The sequence below is a fragment of the Cryobacterium sp. TMT1-2-2 genome (assembly GCF_004403505.1).
In the GTDB taxonomy this organism is placed as follows: Bacteria; Actinomycetota; Actinomycetes; order Actinomycetales; family Microbacteriaceae; genus Cryobacterium; species Cryobacterium flavum.
In genome coordinates this window covers 159,205-181,559 of sequence record NZ_SOGS01000002.1, presented here as the reverse complement: position 1 = coordinate 181,559, position 22,355 = coordinate 159,205, and the positions used below count along the sequence as shown (strand labels likewise).

Below are 22,355 nucleotides of genomic sequence, written 5' to 3'. Positions count from 1 at the left end.
AGAGTCGTCACAGCGTTGCGTCGCTCGACGCGCCCGTGCGCACGTTGGCCGGAATGTTGGCCAGGTAGGACTCGAGGTTGCGCCGGGTCTCGCCGATCGAGTCACCGCCGAACTTCTCCAGAACCGAGTTCGCGAGCACGAGCGCCACCATGGCCTCGGCGACAACGCCGGCTGCCGGAACCGCACAGACGTCGGAGCGTTGATGATGAGCCGGTGCCGGTTCTCCCGTGGCGACGTCGACCGTGCGCAGTGCCCGGGGAATCGTGGCGATCGGCTTCATGCCGGCGCGAACGCGCAACACCGTGCCGGTGCTCATGCCGCCCTCTGTGCCGCCAGCCTTGTCGCTGACGCGCTGAATGGCGCCATCCGCCTGCACGAGTTCGTCGTGGGCGGCCGAGCCGCGGCGGCGGGTGGTTTCGAAGCCGTCGCCGACCTCGACGCCCTTGATCGCCTGAATGCCCATGAGGGCAGCGGCGAGCTGGGAATCCAGGCGTCGGTCCCAGTGCACGAAGGAGCCGAGGCCGGGGGGAAGGTTGTAGGCGAGCACCTCGACCACGCCGCCGAGGGTGTCGCCGTCCTGATGCGCGGCATCCACTTCAGCCACCATCAAAGCGGATGTCGCGGCGTCGAAACAGCGCAGCGGGTCGGCGTCGAGGGCATCGACGTCGCCCGGCTGCGGCAACGGCGTGCCGTCGGGCACCCGCACCGGGCCGATGGCGATGGTGTGGCTGACCAGCTGGATTCCCAGCTCGTTCAAGAACGACCGCGCGACGGCGCCGAGCGCCACCCGAGCGGCGGTCTCGCGGGCGCTCGCGCGCTCCAGCACCGGGCGGGCTTCATCGAAGCCGTACTTCTGCATGCCGGCCAGGTCAGCATGTCCGGGCCGGGGCCGGGTCAGGGGCGCGCCGCGGCCGCGGGCGAGCGTGGCCGGATCTACCGGTGCGGCGCTCATCACATCGACCCATTTGGGCCATTCCGAGTTGCCGATGCGCAGCGCGACCGGTCCGCCGAGGGTGACGCCGTGGCGCACTCCACCCGAGAGGGTGAGCTCGTCCTCTTCAAATTTCATGCGGGCGCCGCGGCCGTAGCCGAGCTTGCGGCGCGCCAGATCGAGACGGATCGAATCAAGGGTGACCGGGATTCCAGCGGGCAAACCCTCAACAATGGCGATGAGTTCGGGGCCGTGAGATTCTCCGGCAGTGAGCCAACGAAGCATGCTTCCTATCTTTCCACAACAAGGTGGGGGTCGGCGTCGCTGGGACCAGGGTCGCGGGTCAGCGCGCCGCGCATGGCCGCCAGCACTGCCGGCTCGTCGGGTAACGGTTCAAACGGGTCGGCGGTGACGAACACCCGTACCTGGATTAGGGCCTGGTGCAGAAGCATCCCGAGCCCGTTCAGCACCGTGCCCCCAGCGGCCTGCCAGGACGAGGCGACTCCGCTCGGCCACGGTGAATAGGCGACGTCGAACAAGACGGCCCGTTCACGCAGTTCGAGCGGCAGCGGCGTCGGGAGCACGGTCCCCCCGGGCAGAGTGCTGATCACGACGTCGCTGTCGACCCGGGTGACGCCGCCGAAATCCTGCAGGTCAACGACCACGCCAAGTGTCCGGCCGAGCTCGATCAGCGGCTGCGCCTTGACCGCATCCCGCATGAGGACCGTGACGAATTCAGCGCCGAGTTCGGCTGCCGCCATCAGAGCGGATGCCGCTGTCGCGCCGGCTCCGAGCAGGGTCACGTGCGCCGCGTGGGTGACTCCACTCTCGGCAAGGGCACGCACCAGCCCCGCAACGTCCGTGTTGTAGCCACTCAGCGTGCCGCGTCCCTCGACCCGGCGCAGCAGCACGGTGTTGACCGATCCGGTCAGCTGGGCCACCCGATCGCAGTCGTCGATGAACGGCAGAACCTCCTGCTTGAGCGGCATAGTCAGTGACAGACCGCGCCATTCCGGCCCGACTTTGCTCAGGAACATGGCCAGGGAGCCGGTCTTCACCTCGACCGCATCGTAAGACCAATCGAGGCCCAACTGACGGTAGGCGGCCCGGTGCAGCAGCGGCGAACGGGAATGCTTGATCGGCGAACCAAGCACCGCAAGGCGGTTCGAGCTGAGGCTATCCATATTCGGGGTGCTCCCTCATCCAGTTCTGCCAAACGACGACCGCGGCGTCGTGTTCTGCCACGGTGGTGGAGAACACCGTCTCGCCGGTATCGAGGTTGACGGTCACGAAGAACAACCAGGGACCGTCAACCGGGTGCAGGGCGGCGTCAATGGCGAGGTCGCCCGGGTTCGAGATGGGGCCGACGACCATGCCGGGATGCACATACGTGTTGTAGAGATTGCCGGCATCTGCGCGTTCGGCGTTGGTCGTGGTGACGAGATGGGTGTTTCCGGTGCCGTAGGCGACGGTCGCGTCGGACTGCAGCAGGCCGCTTTCCCACTGGGTCGGGTCCAGCCGGTTGAGGAAGGCCCGCGACACCTTGTAGTAGTCGTCGCGCAGGCCCGCCTCTCGCTGAATGAGTGAGGCGAACACGATGGTCGACCAACGGTCTGCGACCGCGACCCCAGCCGTGTCGAGGGCCTCGAACTGCCGGTTCACCATCACCTGAAGGGCCACCTGTGCTGTGTCGCCCGGCGAGAACGTGTACGTGGCGGGAAAGAGGAATCCTTCGAGGGTGGTTGCTTCGGGGGGGAGCCCGAACGAGGCGACGTTCGCTGCTGCGGCTTGCAGATCGGCGAGGGGAATATCGGTTCCCTCGGAGATCGACTGCAAGACGTCGACGGTTGCGGTGCCCTCGGGCACCACCACGGTCTCGCTCAGCCTCGTGCCGTCGTCGAGCAGGGCGTCGAGGGCCGTGCTCGCCACCATTTTCGTTTTCAGCTGATAGGCGCCGGGCTGGAAGACGGGTTCGGGTTTGGTCTGCAGCAGAATCGCGTAGAACGCGTCGAAGCTTTTCACCACGCCCTGGTCGACGAGGGTATTGGTAATCTCCGAGCCGCCGTCACCGTCGTGGATCATCACGATGATGTCCTTACCGGTGGCGGCTTCCTCGGCGTTGAAATCGGCGGGCCCCTGCGTGGCCGCGATGATTTGCGAGATGGGTCCCTGGAGAAAGAGGTACGCTCCGGCCACGAGGGCTGCCAGCACAACGAAGATGATCAGGCAGCCCCAGGCACCCTTATGACTGCGCTTTTCTCGCGGCGGTTCGTCAGCGAGCAGCGAACGACGCTGAGCACGATCGCGGCCGGAATCATTGCTCTCGTTCGCCGTCAGGAAGTCGGTGGCGGCGCCCGCGGGCACGACTGCTTCGCGGGAAAGTCGCCAGAGTAGCGGTGCCTCCGGGGCGACGGCGGCACCGGGCGGTACGGCCTGAATCTCGCCAGCGACCACCTGTTCGGTTGCTGGCTGCTGCGCGGCTGCCTGCTCCGCCGCGGCCTGTTGCGCGCGCAACTGACGGCGGCTCGGTAGCGGCTCTTCCGGGGTGGAACTCGGCACGGTTACGGCCTCTCGGTCGGTTCGACGGGCGACCCTGGCGGCCGCCCCGAGGCACGCTCACTGTCGAGCGCGTGTTGCAGAATGATAGTCGCGGCCACCTGATCAATCACTGGCCTTTGCGTTTTGGCTGAGCGACCGGATGCCCGCAGCGCCGACTGTGCTGACACGGTAGAGAGTCGCTCGTCGACCAGGCGCACCGGCACCTTGAAGGTTCGGGCGAGCCGGTCGGCGAAATCGATCGCGTCGTCGGTTGAAGCGGTCACGTTTCCCGACAGGGCCAGCGGCAGGCCCACGATGACCTCGACGGCGTCAAACTCCTGCACTACGGCGCGAATGCGCGCGAGATCGGTCAGACCGGCCTGGTCGCGGGCGACGGTTTCGACCGGTGTGGCGAGCATGCCGTGGTTATCACTGCGGGCCAGCCCGATGCGCACCTTCCCGACGTCGACGCCGACCCGAACTCCGGAGCGCATCGTTAGCGGCTGATCGCGGCGACGACGGCCTGCAGCGCAGCCGGGATGGCGTCGCCGTTGGGGCCGCCGCCCTGGGCCAGGTCGTCCTTGCCACCACCACCGCCGCCGAGAATTCCGGCAACAGTCTTGGCGAGGGCACCGGCCTTGTGCCCAGCATCGCGAGCGGCCTGGTTGGTGGCGACGATCACGACAGGCTTGTCGGCGGCGATCGCCGAGAGCGCCACGACGACCGCGTCGGTACCGAGACGTTCCCGCGTGGCCAGGGCCAGCATCCGAACGTCGTCGGGAGAACCGAGCACACCGAGGTCTTCGGCAACAACGGTCACTGCGCCGACCCGGCGAGCCGTTGCCAACAGTGCGGGCACTCGGTCGGTCAGCGCGCGGGCTTCGAAGGCGGCGATCTTCTTCTCGGCCGCCCTGAGGCTCGTCACGAGGTCGCTGATGCGCTCGGGCAGCTGGTCGCGCGGCATCTTCAGGCTCGAAGTGAGCTGCGACACGAGGGTGCGTTCGGCGGCGAGATCACGGAACGCTTCCAGTCCGACGAGGGATTCGACGCGGCGGTTCGCCGAACCGACCGAGGCCTCGCTGATCAGGTTGATCATGCCGATCTCGGCACTGCTGGAGACGTGGGTGCCGGCGCAGAGTTCGCGCGACCAGGGGCCGCCGATGTCGACGACGCGCACGACATCGCCGTACTTTTCGCCGAACAGTGCCATGGCACCGAGCGCCTTCGCCTCGGCGAGGGGCAATTCTCGCGTGGTCACCGGCAGGTTGTCGCGGATGGCGTTGTTGGAGATTTCTTCGATCTCGGTTCGGGTCGCCAGTGACAACGCCTGGTTCCAGGAGAAGTCGAGGCGAAAGAACCCGGCTTTGTTGTACGAGCCGGACTGGTGCGCGTTCGGGCCGAGAACCTGGCGCAGGGCGGCATGCAGAACGTGGGTACCGGAGTGCGCCTGGCGGGCGCCGCGACGCCAACTCTCGTCGACCACGCTTGTGGCGCTGTCGCCGACACCGACCTCGCCGGACTGCACGAGCACCTTGTGGCTGATCAGACCCTTGACCGGCTTTTGCACGTCGAGCACCTTGAGCTCGTAGCCGGGACCAACGATGAGGCCGGCATCCGCTTCCTGCCCGCCGGATTCGGCCCAGAGGGCCGTCTCGGCGAGGATGACTTCGGCGGTTTCACCGGCAACCGCGCTCGTGACGGACTCACCGTCCACGATGAGGCCGAGCACGCTCGACTCATTCTGCAGGTCGTCATACCCGGTGAAAACCGTCTCACCGAGGGCGCGGAAGGCGCTGTAAACACCGAGGTCGGCCAGAGTTGTCTTCTTGGACTTCGCGTCGGCCTTGGCCATGGTGCGCTGCTTGGTCATGAGCACGTCGAAGGCGTCCCGATTGACGTTGAGGCCGGCTTCTTCGGCGATCTCGAGGGTGATCTCGATCGGGAACCCGTAGGTGTCGTGCAGCAGGAACGCAGTCGGGCCGGCGAGCTCAGTCTTGTTGGCCTTCTTAGTCTTCGCCACGGCCAGGTCGAGCACGGCGCTACCGCTCGCGAGGGTGCGCAAGAAGGTTTCTTCCTCGGCAAACGCGGCCTGGCTGATGCGCCCGAAGTCGCTCTTGACCTCGGGGTAGGCTGCGCTCATCGCGTCGCGGGAGGCAGGCAGCAGTTCGGGCAGGCTCACCGTGTCGACGCCGAGCAGGCGCATGGCGCGCACGCTGCGACGCAGCAGGCGGCGGAGGATATAGCCGCGGCCCTCGTTGGACGGCATGACGCCGTCGCTCATCAGCATGAGGGAGGAGCGTACGTGGTCGGCGACGATGCGCATGCGCACGTCGTCGTCGTGGTCGGCGCCGTAACGGCGGCCAGACAGGGCCGCGGCACGATCGAGCACCGGGCGAACCTGGTCGATCTCATACATGTTCTCGACGCCCTGTTTGAGGAACGCAACGCGTTCCAAGCCCATGCCGGTGTCGATGTTCTTCCTCGGCAGGTCGCCGAGAATCTTGAAATCGCTCTTGCCGGTGCTTTCGCCGCGCAGGTACTGCATAAAGACGAGGTTCCAGATTTCGACGTACCGGTCGTCGTCAGTGGCCGGGCCGCCGTCGGCGCCGTAGGCGGGGCCGCGATCGAAGAAGATCTCCGAACAGGGGCCGGCCGGGCCTGGCTGGCCCGTGGACCAGTAGTTGGATTCCATACCGAGGCGCTGGATGCGATTGTCCGGCACGCCAATGGCCCGCCAGTAGCGGTAGGCCTCGTCGTCGTCGAGGTAGATGGTGACCCACAGGTCGCTTTCGCGAAAGCCGTAACCGCCCTGGTTCTCCGGCGTGGTCAGCAGCTCCCAGGCGAAGCCGATGGCTTCTTCCTTGAAGTAATCGCCAAAGCTGAAGTTGCCGTTCATCTGAAAGAAAGTGCCGTGCCGCGGGGTCTTTCCGACCTCTTCGATGTCGTTGGTACGGATACATTTTTGCACACTCGTGGCGCGCGGGTACGGCGCCGGAACGAGCCCGGTGAGGTACGGCACGAACGGCACCATGCCGGCCACGGTGAAGAGAAGGGTGGGGTCGTCGCTCACCAGTGACGCGGACGGCACAACGGTGTGTCCACGATCGGCGAAGAAGTCGAGCCAGCGCCCGCGAATGTCAGCAGTCTGCATGGTGTCCGTAGCTTTTGTCGTGCATGAATGTGGTGGTGCGGTGAAACGGTATGCCTGAGTCGAGCGGATGCCTACGGCGCGCTGGCCGCCGGCGCGTCACCCGCGGCATCAGCGGCGACGTCGCCGAGCGCGGCGTGCAGCTCGGCCTCGCGCTGGCGGTAGCCCTCCGAGATGGCCTCGCCGAACTCGCGGGCCTTGGTGTCAAGTTCCGTGAAGAACTGCTTGCCCTGCTGGGTCTTGTTGACCTCGTGGGCCACCACGAAGCCCGCGGCCACGCCGATGACCAACCAGATGACGTTCTTCATGGCACTTCTCCCTGAATCTGGTCTAGCCGTAGCTATCGATAAGTCGGGCGCGAGAATATCAGCGCCGTCTCCAGAGTAGCCGGTCAACCCCGATTACGCCGAGGCCGCGGCCGCCCGGCGCGAAAGGCCGCCCGGACGCCGGCTGAGAAACCGGCGAGCTTGATCAGCGGCCCGCCGACCGTGGCCGCGAACAACGCGACCAGCGCCGAGACGTTGCCGGTGACATCCGCTACGTTGCTCGTGATGGTGTCGACCCTGGCCAGTTGCTGGTTGGTAGAACGGATGGTCTCGGTCGTCTCGGTCAGCATCGGGGTGATTCCCTCGCTGAGTTCATGGATGGCGGCCGTGGTCTCATCGAACACGCGGCCCAGTTTGACCAAGGGAATAGCGATGACAGCGACCAGAATCGCGAACACGCCGGCGGCGATGAGGCCGGCAATATCTCCACCTGACACGGTGACTCCACTCAGTTCGAGGGGCCCCTGCGGAGCCCGGGTATACAAAAAAGGGCGGATCACCCTGAGGTGATCCGCCCTTCAGCGTACCGGTTGGACTAGCGAGCTGCGTAGTACTCCACGACGAGCTGAACTTCACAGGTCACGGGGATCTCGATGCGCTTCGGGGCGCGCACGAGGCGGGCCTGGAGCTTGTCGAGCTCTACCTCGAGGTACGGCGGGAGCTTGGGAAGCAGGTCGACGTGGCCGCCGGCTGCTGCAACCTGGAAGGGCTCCATGCCCTCGCTGCGAGCCTTGACGTGCATGAGCTGGCCCGGCTTCACGCGGAAGGAGGGCCGGTCGACGAGCTCTCCGTCGACGAGGATGTGACGGTGCACGATCATCTGGCGAGCCTGAGCGGTGGTGCGGGCGATGGCCGAACGCACGAGGAGGGCGTCGAGACGCGTCTCGAGGATCTCTACGAGGTTCTCACCGGTCAGTCCCTGACGACGACGAGCCTGCTCGAAGGCAATCTTGAGCTGGGCTTCGCGGATGCCGTACTGGGCGCGTAAGCGCTGCTTTTCGCGCAGACGAACGGCATAGTCCGAATCGGTCTTGCGCTTGGTGCGGCCGTGCTCACCGGGTGCATAGGGGCGCTTCTCAAGGAAGCGGGCTGCCTTCGGCGTGAGGGCAATGCCCAGGGCGCGCGAGAGGCGAGTTTTACTGCGGGTACGTGACTTGGTAGACACGGTTTCCTTTCAATCGGACTCAATAACAGGGATACCAGGGCGAGTGCGTGTTTCTACAGCACAAACGTCATGGGAGATCAGAGGATTGGGTGCCATGGGACGTTCGGCTACAGAACGAAACCCCTCCAAACTGGAAACGGACGCAGCCGCATGCCGAAAGCAGTTGTAGGCAGAGTCAAGGTTAGCACAGAGCGGATGCTTCGCCTCGCGTTCCCGAGGCGGGCGTCGTCGAGGGATCATCCGCTCCTCGCTCAAACATCGCGGGTGCGCAGGACACTCCGCGAAACTCGCAACCCCGCGGAGAATCCCCCCGCCGCCGCAAGTTCAGAGCTGAGTCACGAATCTATTCGTTGCGGACTATGCGGCGGATTTTTAGGAGGCGGGCGGAGATATCGCGCTCGTGGCCGTGCTCGGTCGGCTCGTAATAGCGGGTGGATTTCAGCTCCGTTGGGGGGTATTGCTGAGTGACCACTCCGAGCGGGTCATTGTGCGGGTAGACGTAGCCCTTGCCGTGGCCGAGTCGTTTGGCGCCCGGGTAGTGCGCGTCGCGCATGCCCTTGGGCACGCGGCCCATCTTGCCGGCGCGGACATCCGCTATGGCAGCATCGAGCGCCATGTAGGCCGCGTTCGACTTGGGGGCGGTCGCGAGGTGCACAACGGCCTGGGCGAGCGGGATCCGCCCCTCAGGCATGCCGATCAGCGCGACGGCATCGGCGGCGGCGACAGCGATGAGGAGCGATTGCGGGTCGGCCATGCCGATGTCTTCGGAGGCGAGGACGATGATGCGGCGACAGATGTAGCGCGGGTCTTCGCCGGCCTCGATCATGCGCGCCAGATAGTGCAGCGCGGCGTCGACGTCACTGCCGCGCACCGATTTGATGAACGCGCTGATCACGTCGTAGTGCTCGTCGCCATTGCGGTCATAGCGCAGCAGCGCACGATCAACGGCGAGCGAGACGATGTCGGTCGTGATGACGGGCTTGCCGGTTGCGCCGGGTTCGAGCGTCGATTCCGCCGAAACGGATGCCGCTTCCAGCGCCGTCAGGGCCCGCCGCGCATCCCCGGAGGCCAGGCGAATGATCGCGCCGCGGGCCTCTGACTCGAGTTCGAACCGGTCGGCCAACCCGCGCGCATCCGTGACGGCACGATCGACGACGATGCCAAGGTCGTCGTCGCTGAGAACTTCGAGGGTGAGCAGCAGAGAACGAGACAGCAGGGGCGAAATGATCGAGAACGACGGATTTTCGGTCGTCGCGGCGACCAGGATGACGACGCCGTTCTCGACCCCTGGCAGTAGCGTGTCTTGCTGGGCCTTGGAGAATCGGTGGATCTCATCGAGAAACAGCACCGTCGCGAGACCGTAGAGGTCGCGGTTGGTTCGGGCGTCTTCCATCACCTGCCGCACGTCGCGCACGCCGGCCGTCACGGCAGAGAGTTCGACGAAACGACGTCCGGAACTGTGCGCGATCGCCTGCGCGAGCGTGGTCTTGCCGGTTCCGGGCGGTCCCCAGAGAATGACCGATACGCTGCCGCGCTCCCCGGTCTTGTCGCTGGCCAGACTGACCAGGGGCGACCCCGGGGTGAGCAGATGACGCTGGCCGGCCACCTCGTCCAGGGTTTTCGGGCGCATTCGTACGGCGAGGGGGGCCTGGCCACTCCGCAGACCCTGTTGAGCATCCGACATTCCTCCAGCGTAGTTTGTGAGAGAGTTCTACGAGGTCGGCCGCGTTGGCGTACGGTCACGTTTTGTCCGGTCGTCGCCAACCCCGACGGCCCTGGAGGGGTTCCAAGTGGCTTCGAATTACAAGCTCGAGCGTGCGGCACGTGAAGAGCGCGGACGTGTTCGTTCTTACCAGGCCCGACGGGCGGTGCACGAGCACCAGACGAAGCGGCGCGTGCGGGACAACCTGATCGCCGGTGGCGGACTCCTCGTGGTGCTGACCTTGATCGTGATCGCCCAGGTGTTCTACTTCGCTGGCGGCCCGGGTACCCCGGCGCCGACGGCAGCTGCAACGTCCAGTCCAACGCCGACCCCCACGGCAGCGGCCGGTGCCAACACCGGCGACGTGCCCGCAAGCACTATCGCCGAGGGGCGCACCTGGACCGGCACCCTGAGCCTCAACGATGTCAACCTCGGCATCGAGCTGGACGGTGCGCGCGCGCCCCAGGGCGTCTCGTCCACGGTCAGCCTCGCCCAGAGCGGGTTCTATACCGGCGTGAGCTGCCACCGCCTAACCGACGGCGGCTTCTTCGTGCTGCAGTGCGGCGATCCCGCCGGCGACGGATCCGGCGGTCCCGGTTACAGCTATGGTCCGGTCGAAAACGCTCCGGCCGATAACGTCTACCCGGCCGGTACCCTCGCCATGGCTCGCCAGGGCGGCAACGGATACAGCATGGGAAGCCAATTCTTCGTGGTCTACGACGACACGACTATCCCCTCCGACGCGGGCGGCGGCTACACCGTGCTCGGTCACGTCACGAGCGGACTGGACGAGCTCAAGGCCCAGATCACGGATGCCGGCACCGCGGACGGCTCCGGCGACGGCGCCCCGACGGTGCCAACGACGATCACGGGCTTAACACTTCAGTAGGATCGATCGTCACCCCTGCGCTATTGCAATAGGCTTATCAGGGTATTTCTTAGGTTCCGCACTCTTCACTCCCGCGGATCCACACACAACAACTCAGCAAAGGTGAGGCTCTTGACTACGACAGATCAGCAACCATGGGGTCGCGTAGACGAAACCGGCACGGTTTACGTGCGCGAGGCAGACGGCGAACGCGCCGTCGGTCAGTATCCGGATGCCACTCCGGAAGAGGCCCTGGCCTACTTCGAGCGTAAGTACGTTGAGCTCAACGGGCAGGTTACCCTGCTCGAGCAACGTGCGAAGGGTGGCGCTCCGGCCGCAGACATCGCCAAGTCGGTCGCCAACCTCAAAGTTGCCGTCGCCAATGCCAACGCGGTCGGAAACCTTGCCGCCCTGGCCGAGCGCCTCGGCGCTCTCGGCGGTGCTGTCAGTGAGCTCACCGAGCAGCAGAGCCTCGAAACCAAGGCCGCATCCGCTGCCGCCGTCGCTGAGCGGGCCGAGATCGTGACCGAGGCCGAGCGTCTCGCCGCCGAAGATCCGGCCAAGACGCAGTGGAAGCAGACCAGCGCCGCTCTTGACGCGCTGTTCGCCAAGTGGCAGGCACACCAGCACGACGCCCCGCGCATTCCCAAGGGCGAGGCCAACGATCTGTGGAAGCGCTTCCGGGCCGCACGCACCACGATCGAGCAGAACCGTAAGGCGTTCTTCGCCGAGCTCGACAGCGCCCATAAAGACGTGCGGACCAAGAAGCAGCACCTGATCGAACAGGCTGAGGCCCTCGCCCCCCAGGGTGCCGATGGGGTTTCGTCGTATCGCAACCTGCTCGATGAGTGGAAGAAAGCTGGCCGCAGCGGCAAGAAACAGGACGACGCCATGTGGGCCAAGTTCAAAGCTGCCGGCGACGTGCTCTACGCCGTTAAGAGTGAAGTTGAAGCCCAGGACAACGAGGAGTTCTCGGCGAACCTGGTACTCAAACTCGAATTGCTCACGCAGGCCGAGACCCTGCTCACTACCACCGACCGCAACGCCGCTCGCGACACGCTCACCTTGATCCAGCGCAAGTGGGATGACATCGGCAAGGTCCCGCGGGATCAGGTCAAGCCGATCGAGGATCGCCTGCGCAAGGTGGAAGCCGTCGTGCGCAAGCTCGATGACGATCACTGGAAGCGCAACAACCCCGAGACCAAGGCTCGTACCGAGGGTCTGGCCGGGCAGCTGAACGACGCGATCGCCAAGCTCGAGGCCGAGCTGGCTACCGCGCAGAAGGGTCAGAACGCCCGGGCCATCAAGGACGCCACCGAAGCGCTCGAGGCCCGTAAGGCCTGGCTCAAGGCAATCGGCCAGTAACCGGCAGCACTTGCACGCAGGCACTTAGTTATCCACACTCGGCGCACGCAACCAGCTTCTCCACAGATCCAGGCTCCTTCGGGGGCCTGGACCTGGTTAAGCGTCACTCTGGTGGCATGACGAATCCACCGGGGCGACCGCTCACCCTCAACGACCTGCCACTGGCCGAGCTCTACGCCGCCCGCCTCGACGGCCAGGTCTTTCAGATCGCGGACTCCTGGTGCGTGATCGATGAAATAGACGGATGCGATACCCGCGCAATCGCCGCCGGCCAGCTGGTCCCGCCCCGCGCCATCGCCGAACAGCTCACCGCCGCGTGGATCTACGGCGTCACGCCGGAGCCGCGGCGCCACCAGTTCTGTGTATTGATCGGCGCGCGTACCACCACTCTGTGGTCGGCTCGGGCATCGGTGCGTGAAATTGTGCGAACGCCCGATGACGTGCGCACCATCTCGGGGGTGCGGGTCACCACACCCCTGCGCACCGCCGTCGATCTCGCCCGCTATGCGGTTTCACCGCCGACGGTGTCACCATCGACCACGTCAGAGCTGAGTGCCCTCCTGGCCCGCCTCCTGCACTACGGCCAGTACCCCGACGTGTCGGCCGCCATCCGCCTCTGCAAGCGAGGCAGCCCCGCTCACAGCGCTCTCGCTGTCGCGCGCTTCACGGCCGTCAGCGCACCACTGTTTGCGCTGCGCCAGCAGGGCTGCGCGCGCAGTACCGCAGGTTAGCCGTCGCTAACCCGGTACACGTCGTACACGGCATCGATACGACGCACGGCATTGAGTACGCGGTCGAGGTGGGTGGTGTCCCCCATCTCAAAGACGAAGCGGCTGAGCGCGAGGCGATCGCTCGACGTGTTGACGGTGGCAGAGAGAATGTTCACGTGGTGCTCCGACAAGACCCGGGTGACGTCGGAGAGCAGACCGGAGCGGTCAAGGGCTTCGATTTGGATGTGCACGAGGAACAGACTCTTCGAGGTTGGCGCCCACTCGACCTCGATCATGCGCTCGGGTTCTTTGAGCAGCGACTGCACATTGTGGCAGGCGGCCTGATGCACAGAGACGCCTGCGCCGCGCGTGACGAATCCGACGATTTTGTCGCCGGGCACCGGGGTGCAGCAGCGGGCCAGTTTGACCAGAATGTCCGGTGCACCGCGCACCAGCACTCCGGAATCTCCGTTGCGGGTGGTCTGCGGCCGTCCGCGCGCGGCGACCGGAAAGTCGTTGCTGTCGTTGTCTTCGATGCTCTGTACCGAAGAGACGACCTTCTCGAGCACTGACTGGGTTGAAACGTGACCTTCACCGACGGCGGCATAAAGCGCCGACACATCTTCGTACTTAAGCTGAGCCGCGACCTCCGCGAACGAGTCCTGGTTCATCAGCTTCTGCAGCGGAAGGTTCTGCTTGCGCATGGCGCGGGCGATCGCGTCCCGGCCCTGCTCGATGGCCTCGTCGCGGCGTTCCTTGGTGAACCATTGCCGAATCTTGTTGCGGGCCCTGGGGCTCTTGACGAAGTTCAGCCAGTCTTTGCTCGGGCCGGAGTCGGGGTTTTTCGAGGTGAACACCTCGACCACGTCGCCGGTGATCAGCTCGCTCTCCAACGGCACCAACCGGCCGTTGACCTTGGCTCCCATGGTGCGGTGTCCCACCTCGGTGTGCACCGCATAGGCAAAGTCGACCGGGGTCGCGCCGGACGGGAGGCCAATGACCCGGCCCTTCGGCGTGAAGACGTAAACCTCTTTGGCACCGATCTCGTACCGCAGGGAGTCCAGGAACTCGCCTGGGTCGGCCGTTTCGGCCTGCCAGTCAGAAATATGGGCGAGCCAAGCCATATCGGTATCGCTCTGCGGGCCGGGTCCGCCAGCGCTCTTGCCGTTGACCTGCTCCTTGTACTTCCAGTGCGCGGCGACGCCGAATTCGGCACGCTGGTGCATTTCGGTCGTGCGAATCTGAATTTCTACCGCGCGACCGCTCGGCCCGAGCACGGTGGTGTGCAGGGACTGGTACAGGTTGAACTTCGGGGTGGCAATATAGTCCTTGAACCGGCCGGGCAGCGGCGTCCAGCGGGCATGGATGGATCCCAGCACCGCGTAGCAGTCCCGCACCGAGTTCACGAGCACGCGGATACCGACGAGGTCGTAGATCTCGTCGAAATCGCGGCCGCGCACGACCATTTTCTGGTAGATCGAGTAGTACTGTTTGGGGCGACCGGCAACCTTGCCGCGAATGCGCGCCGATTTGAGATCGTCGTTGATGGTGTCGATGATCTGTTGAACGAACTCTTCGCGCTGCGGAGTACGCTGCTTGACCAGGCTTTCAATTTCGGCGTAGAGCTTGGGGTACAGCACCGCAAAGGAGAGGTCCTCGAGTTCCCACTTGATCGTCTGGATCCCCAGGCGGTGCGCGAGAGGGGCGTAGATCTCCAGGGTCTCGGTGGCCTTGCGCACGGCGGATTCGTTGGGAACGAAGCCCCAGGTGCGGGCGTTGTGTAGCCGGTCGGCAAGTTTGATAATGAGGACGCGAATGTCCTTGGACATCGCGACGATCATCTTGCGCACGGTTTCGGCCTGGGTCGAGTCGCCGTACTTCACCTTGTCGAGCTTGGTGACACCATCGACGAGCATGGCGATTTCATCGCCGAAGTCGGCCCGCAGGGCGTCGAGGGTGTAATCGGTGTCTTCGACGGTGTCGTGCAGCAGGGCGGCCGCAATGGTTTTGGTACCGATGCCCAGGTCGGCCAGAATCTGCGCCACGGCGACTGGGTGGGTGATGTACGGCTCGCCGCTGCGACGCAGCTGTCCGTCGTGCGCTCGCTCGGCGGCGGTATACGCGCGTTCGATGATCGACAGGTCGACCTTCGGGTGGTTCAACCGCACCGTCTTGATCAGGCGGTCAACAGCACCGGCGGGCTGGGCCCGAGAGAAGATGCGAGGAACCAGACGGCGCAGCGAGGCCGGGGAGGGGGTCGTCGTGTCCGTCATAGTCTCACCTCGTGCGTCACGCCCGCCGAAAGACGCGGGGTTGCGTTCCATCAATTATGCCGGTTCCGAGGGCGCAGTCCGTACGCCTCCGGCATAACGCTCTGTGCGGGGCCTACCCAGTCATCTGCAGAAACGGCCAGTCCGCAGGGACTGGCCGTTCCGGTCGTGCCAGCTGAGCTGACTAGGCGGTGACGCTGGCAGCGGCAGCGGCCGGGGCCGAGGCCTTGGCGCGAGCAGCGAGGGCCTTCTTGTCGTGCTTGCGAATAGCGTCCTCGTTGTTGCGCAGCTGGGCGTACAGCGGTGATGCGATGAAGATGGTCGAGTAGGTTCCGACCAGAATTCCGATGAGCAGCGCGAGCGAGATGTCGCGCAACGTGCCGGCACCCAAGACGAACGCACCGATAAACAAAATGGATGCCACGGGCAGAGCCGCGACCACGGAAGTGTTGATCGAGCGCACGAGGGTCTGGTTCACGGCGAGGTTGACCGACTCGGAGAAGGTCCGGCTCGAGCCGGACCCGTCGAAGTTGGTGTTCTCACGAATCTTGTCGAAGACCACGACGGTGTCGTAGAGCGAATATCCCAAAATGGTGAGGAATCCGATCACGGCCGCGGGTGTGATTTCAAAACCGGTGATTCCGTAGAACCCCGCGGTGATGACCAGGTCGTGCAGCAGGGCGACCATGGCCGCCACGGACATTTTCCAGGTGCGGAAATAGATGGCCATGATGATGCCGGCGAGCACGAGGAACACGACCAGGGCACGCAGTGCCTGCCCGGTGATGTCCTGCCCCCAAGTGGCGCCAATGAAGGAGGTGGCGACTTCCTTGACGGACACGTTGTAGGCGGTGGCCAATGCGTCGCGCACTCCGGTCGTCTCGCCTTCCGACAGCTGGTCGGTCTGTACTCGAACGCCATCGGTGCCGACGGTGGAAACCTTTGGTACGGCATTCGGAACGACGCTGGAAACGGCATCCGTTGCGGTGGTCTCTGACTGGCTGCTCGTCTGCGAGACGACGAACTCGCTGCCGCCGGTGAACTCGATGCCGAAAACGAAGCCGCCGCGCAGCAGGAACGGGCCGACCAGCGCGATCAGGATCATGCCGCCGGCGATCAGGTACCACAGCTTGCGACGCCCGACGATGTTCAGCGAACGAGCGCCCGTGTAGAGGTCATTTCCAAATTTCGAGAAGCTGGCCATCAGGAATCCTTCCCGTCCGTTGATCGATCAGTGCTGGTACCCACGAGCTCGGAAGCCTTGCGCTCCGCGATGGTTTGTCGTTTCGCCGCCTCTTTACTCGAGGAGGAGACCTTGGTCGCCGACACGGAAGCCGAGGGTTCAAACCGCGCTCGACCACGATAGACAGCACCGAGGGCTCGCGGATCAAGGCCGCTGAGTTTGTGGCCCTCGTTGAAGAACTTGGTCTGGGCGGTCAGTTGCAGCATCGGGTGGGTGAACAGACTGACCACGAGGAGGTCGACGATGGTGGTGAGGCCCAGGGTGAGGGCGAAGCCGCGTACGTTGCCGACGGCGAGCACGAACAGCACGGCGGCGGCGAGGAAGTTGACGACGTCGGAGGCGACGATGGTGCGGAAGGCTCGCTTCCAGCCGGCCTCGACCGAGGACTCCAGCCCGCGTCCATCACGCAACTCGTCACGGACGCGTTCGAAGTAGACGATGAACGAGTCGGCGGTGATACCGATGGCCACGATCAAACCGGCGACGCCGGCCAGTGACAAACGGTAGCCTTCACGCCAGGACAAGATGGTGATCAACAGGTAGGTGATCACCGCTGCCACGCCGAGGGACGCAACGGTGACCAAACCGAGCAGGCGGTACTGAGCGAGTGAGTAGAGGACGACGAGGATCAGACCGATCAGGCCGGCGATGAGGCCGTTGAGCAGCTGGGTCGAACCGAGCGTTGCCGAGATGGTGTCCTGGCTCTGCACGGTGAAGCTGATCGGGAGTGCACCGAACTTGAGCTGGTCAGCCAGGGCCTTGGAACTTTCCTGATCGAAAGACCCGGTGATCTGAGGCTTGCCGTCGAGGATGGCGCCCTGGGTGGCCGGGGCCGAAATCACGTGGCCGTCGAGCACGATGGCGAACTGGTTCTGCACACCGGTCAGGCTGAACAGGCGGGTCGTCACGTCTGCAAACTTCGAGGTTCCCGAGCTGTTGAAGACGATGTTGACGGCCCACTCGCCGGTGGTCGCGCCGTTTTGAGTGGTGCGCTGGCCGTTGGTCGCGTCCGAGATCGTGGAACCGTCGACCTCGACCGGGCCGAGGATGTATTTGACCGAGCCGTCGGTCTCACAGGTGATCAGGGGCTGGTCGGCGGGTGCCACGTTGGTGCTGTTGATCTTGTTGCAATCGAAGGCGTCGTACTCGGCCTGAAGAGCCGGGGTGACGTAGTTCAGGTCGCTTGCGTCGGTCGGTGCAACGGCCGGTGTGGTCGACAGGCTCGGATCAACCGTCGCCTGCGGCGCCGGAGTTGCCGTGCCGTCGGCCCCGACGGTCTGGCCGGACGGCTGCCCGGCTACGAGTACGGCCCGAAATTCGAGTTTCGCCGAGGACTTGATGCGCTCCAGGGTGGCATCATCGGGGGTGCCTGGAATCGAGACGACGATGTTTCGACCGCCCTGAGTGTTGACTTCTGTTTCCGACACTCCAGACGAGTTGATGCGCTGTCGAATGATCCCAACAGCCTCGTCGAGCTGCTCCGAGGTGACTGTCGCGCCACTCTCCACCTGCGGGGCGAGGATGATCTGGGTTCCGCCCTCGAGGTCGAGGGCCAGTTTCGGCGTCCACGATCCGTTCTGGGTGAATACACCGAACGCGTTGAGGGCGATGAGGCCGACGATAATCACGCCAAGCCAGGTCAGGGAACGCCAGGCCTTCTTGACCGGAGACGACTTAGCCACCTATGAACTCAGCTTTCTGTTGGCGCCCACACCAAAGTGTGTGGACGCGCCGCTTGATGCATTACGTGCGTTTCGTGCAATAAATAAACATGCCAAGCGAGTATGCCCTACGAAATAGGCCGTACCGAACTAAGCCTGCCGAAAAACGACTACGCGTCACCCTTTTTGGGCTGGTCGGTCGTGTCGGTGTCAAGGTCGGCAACGCGCTGGCCGAATTCCGGCTCGTTCAGCGAGTCGATGGCCTGAACGCTCTCGTCGTCGAGTTCGTCGGCGACAACCGGCTCAACCACGCGAGCGATGGTCTGGCGGTGGATCTCGACGATGACGCCGGGCGCGATCTGCAGCTCGACCTTGTTGGCTTCTTCATCGATGGCAATGATCGTGCCGTACATGCCGAAGTTGGTCATGACGTCGGCGCCGGGAACCATGGTGGCCTGCAGGGCCTCCTGGTCCCTCTTGCGCTTGCGGCCGTTGCGGAACATGAAGAAGACGAGTACGGCCAGGACGGCCAGCATGACGAGAGTCAAAGAATCCATAGAGCGGTGAAACCTTTCGATTGCGGCGCGGGTGGCCGAAGCTGCGAGTGAAGACCCGACAGCGGGCCTAGAGAATATGCCTCTAGACAGGCGGGCCAAATTGAATTATAGGTCAAGAAGGGTCGTACTGCCCTGTGCAGTCGAGCCCGGGGGCGGCACGAGGCCAAAATGTTGCCACGCTGCGCTGGTGGCAACGCGCCCTCGCGGGGTGCGCGTGAGGAAGCCTATCCGCACCAGGAAGGGCTCGACGACCGCTTCGACAGTTTCGGACTCTTCCCCCACCGACACGGCCAAGGTATTGAGCCCCACCGGTCCGCCGCCAAAACGAGTCAAAATGATCTTCATGACCTCCCGGTCGAGCCGATCGAGGCCGATCGCGTCGACGTCGTAGAGTTCGAGGGCTGCGTGCACCGCGGCGATGTCGGCAGCTCCCCCGTGCACGAGCGCATAGTCGCGCACGCGGCGCAGCAGGCGGTTCGCGATGCGCGGTGTGCCACGGCACCGTCCGGCGATCTCGGCGAGGGCATCCTTCTTGATCGGCAGCTCGATGAGCTGCGCTGCCCGGGCCAACACCTGTTCGAGCTCGCTCTCGGCGTAGAACTCGAGGTGGGCGGTGAAACCGAAACGGTCCCGCAGAGGGTTCGGCAGCAGGCCAGACCGGGTCGTGGCACCGACCAGGGTGAATGGGGCCAGGTCGAGTGGAACGGAAGTGGCGCCAGCACCCTTTCCCACCATGATGTCGATGCGAAAGTCTTCCATAGCGAGGTAGAGCATCTCCTCGGCGGAGCGTGCCATGCGATGGATTTCATCGATGAACAGCACCTCGCCGGGAACCAGGGACGACAGCACGGCCGCGAGATCGCCGGCGTGCTGGATGGCCGGACCACTCGACATGCGCAGCGGGCGGTTGCCCTCGTAAGCGACGATCATGGCCAGGGTGGTTTTACCGAGGCCGGGAGGGCCAGCCAGGAGGATGTGGTCTGGCGTGCGATTCTGCATGGTCGCGGCGGTCAGCAGCAGCTGCAACTGCCCACGTACCTTTTTCTGGCCGACGAATTCGGCCAGACTCGCCGGGCGCAGAGCGCCCTCGAAGGCTAGCTCGGACTCACTTTCGAGCGAGGGGTTGACCAGTTTGATGGCGGAGTTTTCGACAGCGGGATCAGTGCTCATGAGCGCCCCGTTCCGTTGCTCGCGGCCGCCGACCCGGTGGCGTGGTGCGCTGCCGGACCCAGGCGGCCGAGGGCCAACCGAAGCACTGCGGCCACCGCCGGCGGCGCAGCGTCGTCACCGGCGACATCCGCCAACTCGGTGAGGGTATCGTCGACGGCCTCGGCCGCCACGCGCTCCGACCAGCCGAGGCCGATCAGCGCGGCCTGCACGCTGGCCGCAACTGAGGTCACCGGGGCTGCGCGGGTTGGAGACGTCGCCGCGGTGACGGCGAGCTTGCCGGCCAGGGAGAGAACGATGAGTTTGGCGGTTTTCGGTCCGATGCCGCTGACCTTGCGGAAGGCGCCGTCGTCGTCGCCGGCGACGGCCTGCGCGATCTGGTTGGGGCTGAGCACCGCGAGCACGCCCAGGGCGGACTTGGGACCCACACCGGTCACACCGACGAGGAGTTCGAAGACCGCAAGCTCATCGGCAGTGGGAAAGCCATAGAGAGTGAGCGAATCTTCACGCACGATGAGGGTGGTCACCAGCCGGGCTTCGTCATTGATACGCAGGCCGAGTGCGGTGGCTGGCGTCACCTGGACGCCGAGGCCGACTCCCCCAACCTCGATCACGACGGTTGAGCCGACAGCTGAAAGGACAGGGCCACGTACGGAAGAGATCACCGCTTAAGACTACGGGGCACCGCTGACGCTGCTGGCACCGACCCACGTTCGGCGGCACGCCAGGCCCTCTGCGCTGGCGTCAGCGCGCCCGTCGTGACCGTGGCAGCTTTCACCGAGGCGACGGTCGGCAGGGTGCCACCGGATGCTCCGGTGCGCCAGGCGTGGCAGATCGCGAGCGCGAGGGCATCCGCTGCGTCAGCTGGTTTGGGAATCTCGGTCAGCCCAAGGATGCGGGCGACCATGGTGCCGACCTGCTTCTTATCGGCGGCACCGTAACCGGTGATGGCGGCCTTCACCTCGCTCGGAGTGTGCAGGGTTACCGGCAGACCGCGCTGCGCGGCGAGCAGCAGGGCGACCCCGCTGATCTGCGCTGTGCCCATGACGGTGCGCACGTTGTGCTGGGCGAAGACCCGCTCAATGGCGATGAACTGCGGCCGGTGGCGGTCGAGCATCTCTTCCAGACCCTGGGACAACAACAGCAGCCGCCGCTCCAGCGGAAGGTCGGCGGCGCTCCGCAGCACGGTCACATCGACCAGACGGGCGGAGCGGTTGCCCTCGACATCGACCACGCCCACACCGCAGCGGGTGAGGCCCGGGTCGATGCCGAGAACCCGGACCGCCATCGAACTACTCGGACTCGGCTGCGAGTGCGGCCTGAACCTCGGCCGATAGGTCGTAGTTCGAGTACACGTTCTGCACGTCGTCGAGGTCTTCCATCGCGTCGATCAGGTGGAACACTTTGCGGGCGGTTTCGGCGTCGACCTCAATCTTGAGCGACGGAATGAACGCGATGTCAGCTGACTCATAGTCGATTCCGGCGGCCTGCAGCGCGGTGCGGGTGGCGACGAGATCGCCAACGGAGGAGTGGACCTCGAAAGTGTCCCCCTCGTCGATGACCTCTTCGGCGCCGGCATCGAGAACGGCGAGCATGATGTCGTCTTCGGTGAGGGTCGGCAGGTGCTTGACCACAACGACGCCCTTGCGGTGAAAGTTGTAGGCGACACTGCCCGGATCGGCCATGGCGCCGCCATTGCGGGCCATTGCTGTGCGCACCTCGGCTGCGGCACGGTTCTTGTTGTCGGTGAGGCACTCGATCATGATCGCGACACCGTGCGTGGCGTAGCCCTCGTACATAATCGTCGTGTAGTCCACCTGCTCGCCCGACAGCCCGGCACCGCGCTTGACTGCGCGGTCGATGTTGTCGTTGGGGACCGAGGTCTTCTTGGCCTTCTGGATAGCGTCAACCAGCGTGGGGTTACCCGAGAGGTCAGCGCCGCCCAGTCGGGCCGCGACCTCGATGTTCTTGATGAGCTTGGCGAACGCCTTGGCCCGCCTGGAATCGGTGACCGCCTTCTGGTGCTTGGTAGTGGCCCATTTGGAATGCCCGGACATACATCTCCCGTTGTTGTGCTACGTCAAAATTAAGTGAGCGCTGCGAAGTCGGTGCACGCTTAGTGCCGGATCAGTCTATCCCGGAGTGACTTCCAGCAGCTTGTGCAGCGTGTGCAGGTTGCGGGTGGTCGTCGTGTCGCGGTACTTGAGCTTGGCGCTCTTCTTGCTAAAGGCGCTCTTGATGCCCACGGCCTTGCGAACCTCCCAGTACAGCACGCCGTGGCCGAGTTCGATGCGTTCGTCGGACGGCTCGAGCTCCTTGGCGTGACCGGCCAGTTCACTGAGATGACCGGGGTCGGAGGAGAACATGACATAGGAATGCCAGCCGTCATGATCGGCGGTGAAGGGAAAGGCACGCACGATCCGGTCGAGCGATTCGGCGTCGACCAGCACGATCCAGGCCTCGTACTCGAACCGGGCGGTCAGGGCCGCTTCGATGCGCGCCTTGAGGGCCGCGGCATCCGCTTTGTCGACGAGCGGCCTGTCGATGCTGAAGATGACGTTGCCGCTCGCCAGCACGGTTTTGACGTCGGTGTAACCGAGGTCGTGAAAGGTGTCGGCAAGATTGGCCATGGCGATGGTGATGCCGTTGACGTTGATGCCACGGAGCAGTGCTACATATCGGGTCATCGTTGACCACCGGGTGT

General features: G+C 64.8%; 21 protein-coding genes. 3 read left to right on the top strand and 18 right to left on the bottom strand.

What is annotated here, in order from left to right; translation table 11 throughout:
- Positions 1-7: 7 nt before the first annotated feature.
- The 9 genes from aroC to E3T35_RS00995 all read right to left on the bottom strand — a co-directional run bounded on the left by aroC (position 8) and on the right by E3T35_RS00995 (position 9,792).
- Entirely contained in the window at positions 8-1,216 is a 1,209-nt protein-coding gene (gene aroC / locus E3T35_RS01035) for a chorismate synthase (RefSeq protein WP_134377641.1), read from the bottom strand.
- A gap of 5 nt (positions 1,217-1,221) precedes the next feature.
- Positions 1,222-2,115 (bottom strand): shikimate dehydrogenase, encoded by an 894-nt coding sequence (locus tag E3T35_RS01030; RefSeq protein WP_134344035.1) that lies wholly within the window; start codon positions 2,113-2,115, stop codon positions 1,222-1,224.
- Positions 2,108-3,490: an endolytic transglycosylase MltG gene (mltG, locus tag E3T35_RS01025; protein WP_241988681.1), complete on the bottom strand. Its 1,383-nt coding sequence runs from the start codon at positions 3,488-3,490 to the stop codon at positions 2,108-2,110. The genes E3T35_RS01030 and mltG overlap by 8 nt, the downstream gene beginning before the upstream one ends.
- 2 nt (positions 3,491-3,492) lie before the next feature.
- Positions 3,493-3,963, bottom strand: coding sequence for a Holliday junction resolvase RuvX (gene ruvX / locus E3T35_RS01020; protein WP_092340041.1), 471 nt, complete (start codon positions 3,961-3,963; stop codon positions 3,493-3,495).
- 2 nt (positions 3,964-3,965) lie between these two features.
- Positions 3,966-6,620: an alanine--tRNA ligase gene (gene alaS / locus E3T35_RS01015; protein ID WP_134377640.1), complete on the bottom strand. Its 2,655-nt coding sequence runs from the start codon at positions 6,618-6,620 to the stop codon at positions 3,966-3,968.
- Positions 6,621-6,691: 71 nt separating this feature from the next.
- Entirely contained in the window at positions 6,692-6,925 is a 234-nt protein-coding gene (locus E3T35_RS01010) for a hypothetical protein (RefSeq protein WP_092340039.1), read from the bottom strand.
- A gap of 83 nt (positions 6,926-7,008) precedes the next feature.
- Positions 7,009-7,380 carry a DUF948 domain-containing protein gene (locus E3T35_RS01005; RefSeq protein WP_104090539.1) on the bottom strand — a complete coding sequence of 124 codons (372 nt, stop codon included), beginning with the start codon at positions 7,378-7,380 and terminating at the stop codon, positions 7,009-7,011.
- A gap of 98 nt (positions 7,381-7,478) precedes the next feature.
- On the bottom strand, positions 7,479-8,108 hold the full coding sequence (rpsD, locus tag E3T35_RS01000) for a 30S ribosomal protein S4 (RefSeq protein WP_092107727.1): 630 nt from the start codon (positions 8,106-8,108) through the stop codon (positions 7,479-7,481).
- Positions 8,109-8,451: 343 nt separating this feature from the next.
- A complete protein-coding gene (locus tag E3T35_RS00995; protein WP_134344037.1) occupies positions 8,452-9,792 on the bottom strand; it encodes a replication-associated recombination protein A in 1,341 nt (446 codons plus the stop codon).
- Positions 9,793-9,898: 106 nt separating this feature from the next.
- Between E3T35_RS00995 and E3T35_RS00990 the strand changes: the two genes are divergently transcribed.
- The 3 genes from E3T35_RS00990 to E3T35_RS00980 all read left to right on the top strand — a co-directional run bounded on the left by E3T35_RS00990 (position 9,899) and on the right by E3T35_RS00980 (position 12,774).
- On the top strand, positions 9,899-10,699 hold the full coding sequence (locus E3T35_RS00990) for a peptidylprolyl isomerase (RefSeq protein WP_134344038.1): 801 nt from the start codon (positions 9,899-9,901) through the stop codon (positions 10,697-10,699).
- 111 nt (positions 10,700-10,810) lie between these two features.
- Positions 10,811-12,043: a DUF349 domain-containing protein gene (locus tag E3T35_RS00985; protein WP_134377639.1), complete on the top strand. Its 1,233-nt coding sequence runs from the start codon at positions 10,811-10,813 to the stop codon at positions 12,041-12,043.
- A gap of 116 nt (positions 12,044-12,159) precedes the next feature.
- Complete coding sequence (locus E3T35_RS00980; RefSeq protein WP_134377638.1) at positions 12,160-12,774, top strand: type IV toxin-antitoxin system AbiEi family antitoxin; 615 nt, start codon at positions 12,160-12,162, stop codon at positions 12,772-12,774.
- Here the strand turns inward: E3T35_RS00980 and E3T35_RS00975 are convergent.
- From E3T35_RS00975 to E3T35_RS00935, 9 genes are all read right to left on the bottom strand, one after another.
- Complete coding sequence (locus E3T35_RS00975) at positions 12,771-15,026, bottom strand: bifunctional (p)ppGpp synthetase/guanosine-3',5'-bis(diphosphate) 3'-pyrophosphohydrolase (RefSeq protein ID WP_134377637.1); 2,256 nt, start codon at positions 15,024-15,026, stop codon at positions 12,771-12,773. The two genes, E3T35_RS00980 and E3T35_RS00975, sit on opposite strands and share 4 nt — an antisense overlap.
- 181 nt (positions 15,027-15,207) lie before the next feature.
- Positions 15,208-16,227, bottom strand: a complete 1,020-nt coding sequence (secF, locus tag E3T35_RS00970; RefSeq protein ID WP_134377636.1) for a protein translocase subunit SecF — start codon at positions 16,225-16,227, stop codon at positions 15,208-15,210.
- Entirely contained in the window at positions 16,227-17,948 is a 1,722-nt protein-coding gene (gene secD, locus E3T35_RS00965) for a protein translocase subunit SecD (RefSeq protein ID WP_134377635.1), read from the bottom strand. Before secD ends, secF begins: the two co-directional genes overlap by 1 nt.
- Positions 17,949-18,097: 149 nt before the next feature.
- Positions 18,098-18,484, bottom strand: a complete 387-nt coding sequence (yajC, locus tag E3T35_RS00960) for a preprotein translocase subunit YajC (protein WP_092340030.1) — start codon at positions 18,482-18,484, stop codon at positions 18,098-18,100.
- Between the two features lie 105 nt (positions 18,485-18,589).
- Complete coding sequence (gene ruvB / locus E3T35_RS00955; protein ID WP_134377634.1) at positions 18,590-19,654, bottom strand: Holliday junction branch migration DNA helicase RuvB; 1,065 nt, start codon at positions 19,652-19,654, stop codon at positions 18,590-18,592.
- On the bottom strand, positions 19,651-20,316 hold the full coding sequence (gene ruvA, locus E3T35_RS00950) for a Holliday junction branch migration protein RuvA (RefSeq protein WP_134377633.1): 666 nt from the start codon (positions 20,314-20,316) through the stop codon (positions 19,651-19,653). Before ruvA ends, ruvB begins: the two co-directional genes overlap by 4 nt.
- Positions 20,313-20,939 carry a crossover junction endodeoxyribonuclease RuvC gene (ruvC, locus tag E3T35_RS00945; RefSeq protein WP_092340027.1) on the bottom strand — a complete coding sequence of 209 codons (627 nt, stop codon included), beginning with the start codon at positions 20,937-20,939 and terminating at the stop codon, positions 20,313-20,315. The genes ruvA and ruvC overlap by 4 nt, the downstream gene beginning before the upstream one ends.
- Positions 20,940-20,943: 4 nt before the next feature.
- Complete coding sequence (locus E3T35_RS00940; protein ID WP_092340026.1) at positions 20,944-21,708, bottom strand: YebC/PmpR family DNA-binding transcriptional regulator; 765 nt, start codon at positions 21,706-21,708, stop codon at positions 20,944-20,946.
- A 75-nt stretch (positions 21,709-21,783) separates the two neighbouring features.
- On the bottom strand, positions 21,784-22,338 hold the full coding sequence (locus tag E3T35_RS00935; RefSeq protein WP_134377632.1) for a DUF1697 domain-containing protein: 555 nt from the start codon (positions 22,336-22,338) through the stop codon (positions 21,784-21,786).
- Positions 22,339-22,355 lie beyond the last annotated feature (17 nt).

Coding starts and splice junctions, on each gene's coding strand:
- aroC (WP_134377641.1), bottom strand. CDS start 1,216: ATGCTTCGTTGGCTCACTGCCGGAGAATCTCACGGCCCCGAACTCATC.
- E3T35_RS01030 (WP_134344035.1), bottom strand. CDS start 2,115: ATGGATAGCCTCAGCTCGAACCGCCTTGCGGTGCTTGGTTCGCCGATC.
- ruvX (WP_092340041.1), bottom strand. CDS start 3,963: ATGCGCTCCGGAGTTCGGGTCGGCGTCGACGTCGGGAAGGTGCGCATC.
- alaS (WP_134377640.1), bottom strand. CDS start 6,620: ATGCAGACTGCTGACATTCGCGGGCGCTGGCTCGACTTCTTCGCCGAT.
- E3T35_RS01010 (WP_092340039.1), bottom strand. CDS start 6,925: ATGAAGAACGTCATCTGGTTGGTCATCGGCGTGGCCGCGGGCTTCGTG.
- E3T35_RS00995 (WP_134344037.1), bottom strand. CDS start 9,792: ATGTCGGATGCTCAACAGGGTCTGCGGAGTGGCCAGGCCCCCCTCGCC.
- E3T35_RS00980 (WP_134377638.1), top strand. CDS start 12,160: ATGACGAATCCACCGGGGCGACCGCTCACCCTCAACGACCTGCCACTG.
- E3T35_RS00975 (WP_134377637.1), bottom strand. CDS start 15,026: ATGACGGACACGACGACCCCCTCCCCGGCCTCGCTGCGCCGTCTGGTT.
- secF (WP_134377636.1), bottom strand. CDS start 16,227: ATGGCCAGCTTCTCGAAATTTGGAAATGACCTCTACACGGGCGCTCGT.
- yajC (WP_092340030.1), bottom strand. CDS start 18,484: ATGGATTCTTTGACTCTCGTCATGCTGGCCGTCCTGGCCGTACTCGTC.
- ruvB (WP_134377634.1), bottom strand. CDS start 19,654: ATGAGCACTGATCCCGCTGTCGAAAACTCCGCCATCAAACTGGTCAAC.
- ruvC (WP_092340027.1), bottom strand. CDS start 20,939: ATGGCGGTCCGGGTTCTCGGCATCGACCCGGGCCTCACCCGCTGCGGT.
- E3T35_RS00940 (WP_092340026.1), bottom strand. CDS start 21,708: ATGTCCGGGCATTCCAAATGGGCCACTACCAAGCACCAGAAGGCGGTC.
- E3T35_RS00935 (WP_134377632.1), bottom strand. CDS start 22,338: ATGACCCGATATGTAGCACTGCTCCGTGGCATCAACGTCAACGGCATC.